Here is a 12,222-nt window from a genome sequence, read left to right on the forward strand (position 1 = left end):
CATGCTCGTACCGGAAGGCACCCTCCTGAACAGCTCGGACCGATCGGCCGCGGCGCACCGTCCGCGGACGGCCCTCGCCATGGGACCGGAGATCCACCGCTCACTGCAGGCCGAAGGCGCGCTCGACCGGCTCCGGTCCATCGCCTCCGTGGACACCTCGGTGCCCATCACCGACTTCGCCGCGGCCGGCGAGGTCGAACTGGCCGCCGTGGAGGTCCTGTTCACCCACTGGGGCGCACCGCTGCTGACCGAGGACGCGCTGCGTCGTATGCCGCGGCTGCGGGCCGTCGTCCACGCGGCCGGCTCCATCAAGCACCACGTCACCGATTCCGTCTGGAAGCGCGGCATCACCGTCTCCTCCGCGGCCGCCGCCAATGCCCTCCCCGTCGCCGAGTTCACGCTCGCCGCGATCCTCTTCGCGAACAAACGCGTCCTCGACATCGCGCGGACCTACGCCCACTCACGCGAACAGCCCGCGCTGCTGCCGTACTTCACCGGCTACGGCAACTACCACCGCACCGTCGGCATCGTCGGCGCCTCCCGCATCGGCCGCCGCGTCGTCGAGCTGCTCCGCCCGCTCGACCTCCACGTCCTCCTCCACGACCCCTACCTGGACCGGGACGATGCCCGAGCCCTGGGCGTGGAACTCGTCGGCCTCGACGAACTCGTCCGGCGCAGCCATGTGGTGTCCATCCACGCTCCCCAACTCCCCGAGACGCGCCATATGTTCGACGCGCGCCGGCTCGCGCTTCTTCAAGACGGCGCGACGCTCATCAACACGGCGCGCGGTTCGCTCGTCGACACCGACGCGTTGACCGAGCGTCTCGTTTCCGGGCGCCTTCACGCTGTACTCGATGTGACCGAACCAGATGTACCCCCCGCCACCTCCCCGCTCTACACGCTCCCCAACGTCCTGCTCACCCCGCACATCGCCGGCTCCCTCGGCAACGAACTCGGCCGCATGACGCACTGGGCCGTGGACGAGGTGCAGCGCTACGCGCAAGGACTCCCGTTCACGTACGCAGTCGGCCCCGACGAGCTGACCCGCTCGGCCTGAACAGGAGCACCACATGGCTGACTTGGACACCGACTACGTCGAGAGCCGCTCACCGGGCCACGGCCGCCGCGCACCCCGCGCCTGCTTCGACTCCGACGCCCCGCGCCTCGAACTCGACGGCCCCTGGCGCTTCCGCGCGGCCGCCGGACTCGGCGACCTCACCCCCGGATTCGAAGCGCCCACCTTCGACGACACCCACTGGGACCGGCTGCCGGTCCCGTCCTGCTGGCAGCTGCACGGCGTCGGCACCCCCGCCTACACCAACGTCACCTACCCCTTCCCGATCGACCCGCCGCGCGTACCCGACGACAACCCGACCGGGGAGTACCGCCGCGAATTCACCCTCCCCGGCGACTGGCCCGCGGGCCGGAGCGTGCTCCGCTTCGACGGCGTCGACTCCTGCTTCGCGGTGTGGCTGGGCGGAGTACGCCTCGGTGACGGCAAGGGCAGCCGGGTCCCGACGGAATTCGACGTCACCGACGCGCTGCGTCCCGGCCGCAACATCCTCGCCGTACGCGTCCACCAATGGTCCGCGGGCAGCTACCTGGAAGACCAGGACATGTGGTGGCTGTCCGGCATCTTCCGCTCGGTACGCCTCCTGTCCCGGCCGGTCGGCAGCCTCGACGACTTCTTCGTGCACGCCGACTACGACCACACCACGGGCACGGGCACCCTGCGCGTCGAGACGAGCGGCGCGGCCCGTCTCACCGTGCCCGCGCTCGGCCTCACCGACGCCGAACCGGCCGGACCGCACACCTTCGAGGACGTGGTCCCGTGGAGCGCGGAACAACCCCACCTGTATCTCGGCGAGTTGACGACGGAGAGTGAGCGCGTACACGTACGCATCGGCTTTCGCACGGTCGCCGTCGAGGACGGTCTGCTGAAGGTCAATGGCCGCCCCCTGCTGCTGCGTGGCGTCAACCGTCACGAATGGGACCCGGAGACCGGACGCACGCTCTCGGACGCGACGATGCTGTGGGACGTCCTGCTGATGAAGCAGCACAACATCAACGCCGTACGCACCAGCCACTACCCGCCCAGCAGCGAATTCCTCGCCCTGTGCGACGAGTACGGGCTGTGGGTCGTCGACGAGTGCGACCTGGAGACGCACGGCTTCGAGCAGGTCGACTGGCGCGGCAACCCCAGCGCCGACGACCGCTGGCGCGAGGCCTGCCTGGACCGGATGCGCCGCGTCGTCGAGCGCGACAAGAACCATCCCAGCGTCATCATGTGGTCCCTCGGCAATGAGAGCGGCAGCGGCGAGAACCTCGCCGAGATGGCCGCCTGGACCCGCGACCGCGACCCCTCCCGCCCGATCCACTACGAGGGCGACCGGGACGGCGGATACGTGGACGTCTACAGCCGCATGTACGCCGACCACGCCGAGACCGAGCTGATCGGCCGCGGCGAGGAACCCGCCACCGACGACCCGGCACGGGACGCGCACCGACGCCAACTCCCGTTCATCCTCTGCGAGTACGCCCACGCCATGGGCAACGGTCCCGGTGGACTGGCCGAGTACCAGCGGTTGTTCGAGGCGTACCCACGGCTCCAGGGCGGCTTCGTGTGGGAGTGGATCGACCACGGCATCGCGCGGCACGCCCCCGACGGACGTCAATTCTTCGCGTACGGCGGCGACTTCGGGGAGCCGGTCCACGACGGCAACTTCGTGGCCGACGGCCTGGTCCTCCCCGACCGGACGCCCTCGCCCGGCCTGGCCGAGTACAAGAAGGTCGTCGAGCCCGTACGGATCAGCCTCGACGCGGACGCCCGGATCATCGAGATCCGTAACGGCCACGACTTCCGTGACACCTCTCATCTGCGCTTCCGATGGCAGGCGCAGGACGACGGCGAACCCCGCGCCAAGGGCACCCTGGACGTGTCCGTACTGGCGGCAGGCGAGTCCACCGTCCTGCCCTGGCCCGAACTGCGTTCCACCGGGGAGGGCGAGCGCCTCTTGACCGTGGTCGCGGAACTCGCCCACAACGAACCCTGGGCCAGGGCCGGTCACGAGATCGCCTGGGGCCAGGTGCTGACGGGCGAACCATCGAAGGCGTACGAGCCAGGACTGCGCGCGACCGCGCGGCGCACCGCCGACCGGCTGGAACTCGGCCCGGCCCGCTTCGACCCCGCCACCGGCACCCTGCGCCGTCTCGGGGACCTCCAACTCGAGGGGCCGGGGCTGGATTTGTGGCGAGCGCCCACCGACAACGACGTCCTCGGCCCGCGTCTCGCCGACCGCTGGCGGGCCTTCGGACTGCACCGGCTCACCACCAAGGTCCTCGCCGTCGACCCGAACGGGGACGGCCTGACGGTCGTCACCCGAGTCGCACCCGCCGGCAGCGACTCGGCGATGACCGCGACCTACCACTGGCGCGCCGACGAGGCCGCGCTGAGCCTGGACCTCGCCGTCGACCCGGTCGGAGACTGGCCGCTGCCCGTCCCCCGGATCGGACTGCGCCTCGCGCTGCCCGGCTGGATCGACACCGTCGACTGGTACGGCAGGGGCCCGGGCGAGGCCTACCGCGACACGACCGCCGCGGCGCGCCTGGGCCGCTTCCGCCGCAGCGTCGACGCGATGCAGACCCCGTATGTCCGCCCCCAGGAGAACGGCAACCGCCACGAAGTGCGCTGGGCCCGGCTGACCGGCGACGGCGGAGGCTTGGAGGTGACCGGCGCCTTCGACCTCACCCTGCGCCGCTGGACGAGCGAGCAACTCGACGAGGCCCGGCACACCACCGACCTCACGCCGGACGACACGGTGTACGTCAACCTCGACGCGGCCCACCACGGCATCGGCACCGCCTCCTGCGGCCCCGGCACCCTGCCGGAACACACTCTGCACGCCGGGCCGACCACCCTCCACCTGACCCTGCGCACCCTGTGACCGTCGCACGAAGCGGTCAGTCCGTGACCGCCTCACCGAAGGGATCACCCATGCCCGACGCCGTCCACCGCGTCCTGGTCGTCGGCATCGACGGCGTACGCCTCGACACGCTGCGCCGGCTGCCCACCCCGCACCTGGACGCCCTCGCGGCCGAAGGCTTCCTCACGCCGATCGAGGTCGACGACCGCACACCCACCATGTCGGGCCCCTGCTGGGCGACGATCGTCACGGGAGTGGGCGTCGAGAAGCACGGCGTGTGGAGCAACGACTTCACCGGCCACCGACTCGACGTCTTCCCCGACTTCGCCACCCGCCTCGCCCGGCAGAACGGCCGCCGCACCTTCGTCGCGGCGGGCTGGCAGCCGCTCATGCAGGTCCGCGACGGCGGCCCGCTCTTCCGCGCCCCGTCCAGGACCGCGTACGTCTCCCCGGCCGAGGACACCCCCGAGGCCTGGGAGAGATGCGACGAACAGATCACCGAAGAGGCGGTACGCGTCCTCGCGGGCGACGACATGGACGCGTCCTTCGTCTACCTCGGCTCTCCTGACGAAACCGCGCACTTCCTCGGCTGCGGCGACGCCTACGACGCGGCGGTGGATCGCGCCGACGCACGCGTGGGCCGCCTGCTGGACGCCGTACGCGCCCGGCCCGCGTACGACAGTGAACGGTGGACGGTCCTCGTCGTCACCGACCACGGCCATGTCGACACGGGCGGCCACGGCGGCCGCTCCCCGCAGGAACGCACCGCATGGCTGATCGCAACCGGCCCCGACCTGCGCTCGGCGCCTGCGCGGGTACGCCATGTCGACGTCGCCGCCCAGGTGTTCGCGTCGCTGGGGTGTGACACCGACCCGCACTGGACACTCGATGGCCGTCCGTTCGCGGCCATCGGGACCGCGGGTCTCCGGGCGTCGGAGGGGACGCCCGGAGACCCGCACGTTATTGTGGGAGTCGACGCCATTGTGTGAGCGAGACCGTGGTGGTCCGCTCAGAAGACCGGCTCGCCGATGCCCAGCAGGTTTCCCTCGCTGTCGCGGAACCAGGCACCGCGTTCACCCCGTGCGCCCTTGCTCGGGTAGTTCCCGTCGATCTCGGCGATCCCGTCCTTCGTTCGCAACCCAGGTACATCGACCTCTTCGAACACCACACCGCGCCGCTTGAGTTCCGCGACCACTGACTCGATGTCGTCGACCTTCCACGCCATCTGCGTGAAGGTGCCGGGAGACGCGCCCGTCGACTGGAACACGACGAACTCCACTCCGCCGCACCGATACAGCAGCCCGCCGGGCCGTTCATCCACGGGGTCGAGACCGAGCTGCTCCGAGTAGAAACGTCGCGCCCGGTCCAGGTCCTGGGCCGGAAGCCTGGTCGCCACATCGGCCCGGGCCAGAGGGTTCCTGTCAGCTGCGTTCATCTGAATCCTCCGCGGATACTCCGCCATTCAGGGCGGAGAGGAAACGGACTCCTGCGGAGCAGGACAGGGGAAGGCTATTGGCCGCCGGTGCGGATCGGCGTCCACCGACCAACTGTCCGCGGGGAATTACACGATGGGGTGTACGGTCGAGGCTCCTCATCGTGTTCGCGTGAGCGTGGGGAGGCGACCGGAAGTACGTCTGGCGCGGTGTGCGGCCTCCGATCAGGGGCGGCGGCCCGCAAGGACGCAGAACTCGTTCCCCTCTGGGTCGGCAAGCGTGACCCAGCTCTCATCGCCGGTTTGGCCGACGTCGGCGTGTCGAGCACCTAGGTCGAGCAGGCGACGGACCTCTTCGTCCTGCTCCCTGTCGGTTGGGTTGACGTCGAGGTGGAGCCTGTTCTTGACGGTCTTGCCCTCGGGCACACGCGCGAAGGTCAACGTCGGTGGCACTGGACCAAGGCGGTTCTTGCCTTCGGGCACCATAGGGGAGCCAATGATGACAATGCCGTCGTCTTCGTCTTGTACCTCGTAGTCAAGGACCGAGCACCAGAACCGGGCGAGACCGTGGGGATCGGCACAGTCGATCGCAAGCTCGGTGAACTTACTGGCCATGTCAGGACCTCCCAGTCACGTAGCGGGTCCACCAGAGGCCACACGTCAATCGCAGTGTTCGACGGCGAGGGCGTTGCCGTCGCCGTCGGCGATGGTGGCGCGGTAGAGATGTGCGTACTTCAGCGTGCCGAAGAAGCGCTCGACCACGCCATTGGTTTGTGGGCTCTTCACCCGTGTGCGGACGAGCCGGAACGGCGGGTCGTCGCCGGCGAACGCGTCGGCGAACTCGGAGAAGTCCATCTGCCGGGCCCGGTTCCGCCGGCGTGGTGGGTCTCGGAACACCCGCTTCCGCAGCCGCGCCAGCGATCTACGGTCTGCCCGGAACCCGGTCGGCAGCAGCAGTCCGCGCCGGCGGAGGGCCCGCTGAAAGTGGAGGTGGACACCTGGTGGCCGTCGGCACGCATGATCGCGGCGATCTTGCGGTGCCCCCAGGCGGGCCAATCCACTGCGTGCTTCGCGGCGACTGCCTCGATCGCGTCCGCTCTCGGTGGGCCATGGCCCCTTCGGCGGGGGACTCACCCCAGAAACGAAATCGAACATGTGATTGAATTTCTGCCATGGTGTGCTCTCACTTCCTTGACGACCGGATCGGCACCCTCGGTTGTGACGAAGCACCGCGGCGAGCGCCGAGGGCTCTGGGTCCGGCGAGGCCCGGTAGTCCCGCATGCGCAGTCCGCGTGCAAGCCCGAATCGCACGAGTGAGGCTGGAAACATGCCCGAACTGCATCCTGTCGTCGTGTCTCCGCCTTCACCGGCGGGTGGCCGCCGGGTTCGAGTCCATGGCGAGAGTCTTGGTCTGGCCCACAGCCTGGAGGACCTGTCCGAATTCCTGAGGCGTGCGGGCCTGGACATTGACCCGGTGACCGTGGCCGTGTCCCCACTGATCGACTGGCGCGGCGTCGGGCCGGAGCAGTGGGGCACACAGGCGCGCGAGTGAATGCCCTCGAGGGCGGCAGGTCCGGCCTGGCGACCCTCCGTTCAGCCGAGCTTGACGGTGATCTTCTGCGTGACGCCCGCGGTGGTGCTGAGGTCGCCGAAGGTGAGCTTCAAGGAGGAACCGGTGGTCGCAGAAGTGACGGTGGACGGCTTGGAGGTCACCGAGGAGACCGCCTTGTTCCAGGTGAGCGTCAGGCTCGTCTGCATGCGCATCGGGTCGCTGACGCAGATGACCGCGGTGCCGTCGCTCTTCTCGTTGATCATCACGCAGCACGGATTGCTCGCCGTGAGATCGCCGACCGTGCCGCCGAACCAGAAGTTGACCCCGGTGAAACCGAGCGAAGGAACGCTGACGCCCTGCTGGTTGTCCGTGTTGGCGAGGATCGTCAGCCAGCTCGTCGCGGCGGCGCGGGTCTGGGTCTGGGTGGCGGTCGCGCCCGGCATGACCAGACAGGCGTACGAGGCGTTCGTCGGGTCGGTGCCGTGGTCGACGTACATCGTCAGGTATTTGCGGTTCAGGACGGTCGTGGCACCCCCCTTGTTGATGTCGCTCCACTTGCCGTCACGCGCCTCGCGCAGCGCCTTCACGGTCGCGCCGCCGGGGAAGACGTAGCCGCCGTGGCCGCCGATGTGTGCCCACTTCGTGCCGGTGAGCGTCTCGGACCAGGGGTACGTGGTGGGCTTCGCCGTGCCGTCCACGGTGAAGGTGGTGGTGCCGGTGGGCCCGAGGTTGCGGTTCTCGACCGTCGACTCCACGGCCGTACCGTCCGTGCACTTGATCCCCGCGCCGAGACATACGATCGAGTCGTCCAGACAGAACCACGCCTTCTTCGCCAGCAGCGTGCTTTGCAGGCCCTTGAGGTACTGGCCGATCGCCGCCCGCTGCCCGTCGGTGGCGCCCCCGACCCAGTTGACGTCCGGCAGGGAGGCACCCCAGTCACCGCCCGCCGCGTCCGCGAGCACCTTGCGGGAGGCCGTGATGCCAGGCAGCCGGTAGGGGTCGACGGTGGGCCAGAAGGCGTCGCTGTACTGGCCGTTGCAGAACGTGTCGCCCCACCAGTAGAGCATTCCGGAACCGGTGTGCCAGCCGTGCAGGTTCTCGCCGTTGCCGGTCTCGTAGTACGTGATCCGCCGGTCGGCCATGCTGATCGACGCGGCCCAGCCGGGGCGGCGGTGGGTGGCCCTGGACATGTTGGTGAACAGCCGGTGCCCGGTCGGCTCGGCGATCGCGGAAACCGCGGTGTCGTCCTGAACCCCCTTGAGCCGGGCGAGGCTTGTGAGCCCGAGTGAGGGGTTGCTCATCGGCGGGCTGTAGTAGTCGCGCTGCATCCAGCCCTTCACCAGGCCGCGCCAGCGCGCGTTCTCCGTGCCGCTCGCGCCCTGTCCGAGCAACACGATCGACGCGAGGATCGGATGACCGCGCAGATGGTCGTCCTGCTGGATCTGCTTGGCGTCGGACGCGGACAGGCCCCGGCTGATGGCCCGCCCAGACACGCCGTCCATGACGAGACCGTTGTAGAGGAACGGCGCCCAGGCGTTCTCCACCGCGTCGAAGACGATCTGCCGGTTGGAGTCGGTGACCGCCCATGTGGACCCGGCGAGCAGCGCGAAGAGCATCCCGAGCCCGCCGAGCATCACAGAACCGTACGAACCGGTGTAGGGGACGGTGGTGTGCTGGATGAACGAGCCGTCCGTGTACAGCCCGTCTCCGCCGCTCACGTACGGAAAGACGGGAGAGAGCGCGTCGCGGGCAAGGGCGATCTTCGCGGAGCTCGCACCGACGACCCCGCGCAGCGCCAACACCCGGCACAGATCGACCCTGTTGGCGCCCGTGCTCGTCCCGCTGTAGCCGGCGACCGCAGAGTCCGGCACGAAGTGGTCGACCGCGGCCAGGTAGTCGGCGATCCGCGTGGCCGACAGCTGGTCGTACATGAGGACGCATACGTCCAGCAGGGCCTGCGGTGCGCCGATCTGCCAGCTGTACCAGTTGCCGTAGCGGGCCTGGTTCTCGTTGTAGACCTCGGAGTAGAGGTGATCCAGGCCGGTCAGGATGTCGTCCCGTAGACCGGTGTCGCCGGTCAGTCCGGTGCCTTGCTGGGAGTAGGCCTGGGCCAGCGTGTTGAGCCTGTTGTAGCTGGTGTTCAGGTTGCCGGAGTAGCCGTACGACTCCTGGTCGGTGTCGGGTTCCGGGTCGGCGTACACCAGATCCGGCCACAGTGAGCCCGACGTCGGTGCCATCGTGGACTGCAACTGGCCTGCGGTGGTGCCCAGTTCGGTGAGCCGGGTCTTGAAGGGCTCGGCGGTGGGGCTGAAACCCTCGCCCAGGATCAGGGTGCGCCACTTCGCACGCAGGGTCGCGAACTCGTCCGCGGCCTCGAAGGTCTCGGTGATGTCGGTGGAGGTGAGAGGGGTGGCATCGGCGGTGGTGTGCACCCCGAGCGCGAGCGCGGTACCGCTGCTTGCGGCCAGGAAGCCACGGCGTGACCAACGAGTCGTCATGACGGCGGTTTCTAGCACGCTGACGTTCAAACGCTCAATGATTCTAACCGAATTGAACATTTCGATCGTTTGCTGAGGTGTGGCGCTCGCTGAACCAGCGGGCTCCTGCCCTCGTATCACTTCACGGGGATGGCGGGAGACCGCGCGCACGGAAGGAGAGCAGTGTGTCGATACCGCCCGAGCCCGGGCAGCCGGAGAGGCGCCCGGCGCTCGAACCCACCCATGTCCAGCGCCGCCGCCGCTCGGAGGCGCTGGCCGAGCTGCTGAGGCAGGTGCGCGAGGACGACGGGGGAGCCGACTCGGACGAGGGGTACGAGTCGGTCGCGGTTCCGTCGACCGCGACAAGGCTGCTGCCGCCACCGGAGGAGTACGGGGCCGAGGAATACCAGACTCAAGAGCTGCCGCCGGTTCTGCCGGGGGAGGACTACGCCAGGGGCACGGGAGGGCGGTCCCCTGCACCCGGGAGGCGGTACGGGGGCGGCCATGGATTCGGGCGCGCTTCCGGCCTGCGGCGCGCCGCGATCGTCGTCGCCGTGACAGCGGCGGCCCTGGTCGGCTTCGCCCTCGCGCTCCTGTTGCCGCGCGCCGAGCAGGACGACGCACCTCGGACCGGAGCCCAGCCCTCGACCACGCCCGCCGCCCAGGTCCCGTCCCGGGCCGCCGACCCGGACGGCGCGGGCACCCTCCGCGAGGGAGACACCGGCCCCCAGGTGACGGAACTCCAGGAACGGCTCCTCCGCATCCCGAACGTGTACGACAACGGCACCACGAGCGGCACCTACGACGCCACGCTCACCGCCGCGGTGGCCCGCTTCCAGCTCTGGTACGGCATCCGGGGCGACGAGAGCGGCGTCTACGGCAACGACACCCGCGCCGCCCTCGAATCCCGTACGACGTCGTGAAACGGCCGCGAATTGAAACGGCCCTGCCGTAAGCCGCGTGCAACCGCTTGTTGTACATGTCGATGACGAGGAGGGCGAAGGTGCGCGGCACGGCGTCACGTCAGCGGCGCTCCTCCATGCGGTGAGGTGATCCGGCGGACAACACCCGGATTCCGCGGGCGGGATGGTCAGTTCGTGTGCGGCGCGTGGGTGAACTCCCGGATCAGCCGGGCGAGTTCCTTCGGCTGGTCCAGGGGAATGAGGGTGTAGCTGTCCGCGACCTCGGCCAACCGGGCGTACGGAAGGAGTTCGGCGAGGCGTCGGCCGTGCTCGGGTGGCATCACGCGGTCCTCGCCGGCCCAGACGACGAGGGCGGGCCGTTTGAAGCCGGGCAACCGTTCGGCCGCGGCCAGCAGGATGCCGGGGTCGGCCCCCACGGCTCGCAGGACGCGTACGGCGTCGCGGCGGATCTCGGGCTGCCGCAGGACCGGCGCGATCCAGCGCGCTGTCGCCGCGTCCCCACGTCGGGTCAGCCATCCGAAGGCGATCGGGAGCCGTCGGAGCATCCTCAGCCGCATCTGCTGCATGAACAGCCCGAACAGCCGGGGCGGGAGCTTGCCGGAGAGCACGAGCGTCCTGCCCGTCAGCCCGGGCGGGAAGTTGTCGAACGCGTCGCACGAGACGAGGACGGCCCGTCCCACCCGATCCCCGCCGTCGCACATCAGCAGCTGGACGAGCGCCCCACCGGTGTCATTGCCGACGAGGACGACATCGCGCAGATCGAGGCGGTCGAGGAACTCGGCGACCAGCCGGGCCACCCCGGCCGGCGAAAGATCGGCGTCGGCGCGCATCGCCCGGCGATGCGCGCCGAGAGGGAGCGTCGGCACGACGCATCGGTGGTCCGCGGACAGGTCGGCGACCGGTCCGTCCCACAGCGAGGCATCCATCATCAGACCGTGCAGCAGCACCAGCACGGGACCGTCGCCGCCGGTGTCCTCGTACTCGATCGTCCCGGCGGACAGCTCGATCGCGGCCTGGACCTTCGCCTTCATACGGGCCTCCTGTGAATGTCGGCATCCCCAACCAAGAGGGCTGCAGAGGGCGGGGTGTGACATCGCCGTAGAACTCACCGCTCATCGAGGCCGAAGTCCTCTGGAAGTGGCTTGAGTGGGAACAGCCGGGCAGGGAACGGCATCGGCGAGGAGCCGGCAACCGCTCGGGTTCAGGTGCAGTTGGTCGCCGTCGTCGATCGTGGCCAGGCTCGCCCTGCACCTCGTCCCCTGCGCCGCCCCCGCCACCAAGGCCGCCGACCGGGGCGACGGCGGATCGGCCATGTCCACCTGGTGGTCCGACACCGCGGGCCACCCGACCGGAGACACCCCCGCCTGGCTGCCGGCGACGTCCCCGCACAGCGAGACGACGCTCGCCACCGTGGCCGACACCGGGCCGGCGATGGCGATCCTGACCGCCTGCCTCGCCGCCACTGACGCCTCCCCCCCCGCTCCCGCGGGCTCGCCCGCCCGGTCATTGCCGTCGGCACGGTGTTTCTGACCGCGCACGTCTTCCGCGTCATCGGCATCGGCGTCCTCGGCAGGAAGGAACTGCCGGGCTCGCCGCCGCACGTCCCGCTCGGCTTCATCGCTACCGTGACCGTGTTCGCGACGCTCTGGTCGCGCTCCTTCCGGCGGGGTCCGCTGGAGTGGCAGCTCGGCAGGGCCACCAAGGTCGGGGAGTGCGTGCGGTGAGGGCCCCCGCGGCCCTGGCTGCTCACGGCGGTCGCCGCGGCTGCCGTCCTGGCCGTGTTGCGCCCGGACTTGTACGCCGACGGCCTGCGCCACGTCGTCAACGCCGCCGTGGGCTGACGCCACTGACCACGCGTCGCGGCATGGCACCGTCCTGGCCGCCCGCCACCCCGCGCGCGCTGCTCAAAAGCCGT

Annotated in this window: 11 protein-coding genes and 1 pseudogene; 7 read left to right on the plus strand and 5 right to left on the minus strand. The window is 69.8% G+C overall.

All coding sequences use genetic code 11. The features are described 5' to 3' along the window. The first annotated feature begins 1 nt into the window (after nt 1). The 3 genes and pseudogenes from AB5J53_RS46370 to AB5J53_RS46380 form a co-directional block, all read left to right on the plus strand. A complete protein-coding gene (locus tag AB5J53_RS46370) occupies nt 2–1,057 on the plus strand; it encodes a hydroxyacid dehydrogenase (RefSeq protein ID WP_369251583.1) in 1,056 nt (351 codons plus the stop codon). Nucleotides 1,058–1,070: 13 nt separating this feature from the next. Further along, on the plus strand, nt 1,071–3,944 hold the full coding sequence (locus AB5J53_RS46375; protein ID WP_369251584.1) for a glycoside hydrolase family 2 TIM barrel-domain containing protein: 2,874 nt from the start codon (nt 1,071–1,073) through the stop codon (nt 3,942–3,944). Between the two features lie 50 nt (nt 3,945–3,994). Continuing rightward, nucleotides 3,995–4,816, plus strand: a pseudogene (locus AB5J53_RS46380) (alkaline phosphatase family protein); the annotation flags it as partial. 116 nt (nt 4,817–4,932) lie between these two features. Here AB5J53_RS46380 and AB5J53_RS46385 read toward each other — a convergent pair. The 3 genes from AB5J53_RS46385 to AB5J53_RS46395 all read right to left on the minus strand — a co-directional run bounded on the left by AB5J53_RS46385 (nt 4,933) and on the right by AB5J53_RS46395 (nt 6,210). Then, nucleotides 4,933–5,358: a VOC family protein gene (locus tag AB5J53_RS46385; protein WP_369251585.1), complete on the minus strand. Its 426-nt coding sequence runs from the start codon at nt 5,356–5,358 to the stop codon at nt 4,933–4,935. A 222-nt stretch (nt 5,359–5,580) separates the two neighbouring features. Continuing rightward, entirely contained in the window at nt 5,581–5,970 is a 390-nt protein-coding gene (locus AB5J53_RS46390) for a VOC family protein (protein WP_369251586.1), read from the minus strand. A 45-nt stretch (nt 5,971–6,015) separates the two neighbouring features. After that, nucleotides 6,016–6,210, minus strand: a complete 195-nt coding sequence (locus AB5J53_RS46395; RefSeq protein ID WP_369251587.1) for an integrase core domain-containing protein — start codon at nt 6,208–6,210, stop codon at nt 6,016–6,018. A 472-nt stretch (nt 6,211–6,682) separates the two neighbouring features. On the opposite strand from AB5J53_RS46395, the gene AB5J53_RS46400 reads away from it, so the two are divergent. Next, complete coding sequence (locus AB5J53_RS46400; protein WP_369251588.1) at nt 6,683–6,907, plus strand: hypothetical protein; 225 nt, start codon at nt 6,683–6,685, stop codon at nt 6,905–6,907. A 41-nt stretch (nt 6,908–6,948) separates the two neighbouring features. Here the strand turns inward: AB5J53_RS46400 and AB5J53_RS46405 are convergent, their stop codons facing one another. Continuing rightward, nucleotides 6,949–9,405, minus strand: coding sequence for a polysaccharide lyase 8 family protein (locus tag AB5J53_RS46405; protein ID WP_369251589.1), 2,457 nt, complete (start codon nt 9,403–9,405; stop codon nt 6,949–6,951). A 164-nt stretch (nt 9,406–9,569) separates the two neighbouring features. Here AB5J53_RS46405 and AB5J53_RS46410 point away from each other — a divergent pair, with 164 nt between their 5' ends. After that, entirely contained in the window at nt 9,570–10,307 is a 738-nt protein-coding gene (locus AB5J53_RS46410) for a peptidoglycan-binding protein (RefSeq protein ID WP_369251590.1), read from the plus strand. Nucleotides 10,308–10,474: 167 nt separating this feature from the next. Here AB5J53_RS46410 and AB5J53_RS46415 read toward each other — a convergent pair whose 3' ends face one another. Beyond that, entirely contained in the window at nt 10,475–11,338 is an 864-nt protein-coding gene (locus AB5J53_RS46415) for an alpha/beta fold hydrolase (protein ID WP_369251591.1), read from the minus strand. Between the two features lie 199 nt (nt 11,339–11,537). On the opposite strand from AB5J53_RS46415, the gene AB5J53_RS46420 reads away from it, so the two are divergent. Together AB5J53_RS46420 and AB5J53_RS46425 are read left to right on the plus strand one after the other, a co-directional pair. Next, entirely contained in the window at nt 11,538–11,837 is a 300-nt protein-coding gene (locus AB5J53_RS46420; RefSeq protein ID WP_369251592.1) for a hypothetical protein, read from the plus strand. Continuing rightward, entirely contained in the window at nt 11,828–12,031 is a 204-nt protein-coding gene (locus tag AB5J53_RS46425; RefSeq protein WP_369251593.1) for a DUF418 domain-containing protein, read from the plus strand. The genes AB5J53_RS46420 and AB5J53_RS46425 overlap by 10 nt, the downstream gene beginning before the upstream one ends. Nucleotides 12,032–12,222 lie beyond the last annotated feature (191 nt).

This window comes from Streptomyces sp. R41, from assembly GCF_041053055.1.
In the GTDB taxonomy this organism is placed as follows: Bacteria; Actinomycetota; Actinomycetes; order Streptomycetales; family Streptomycetaceae; genus Streptomyces.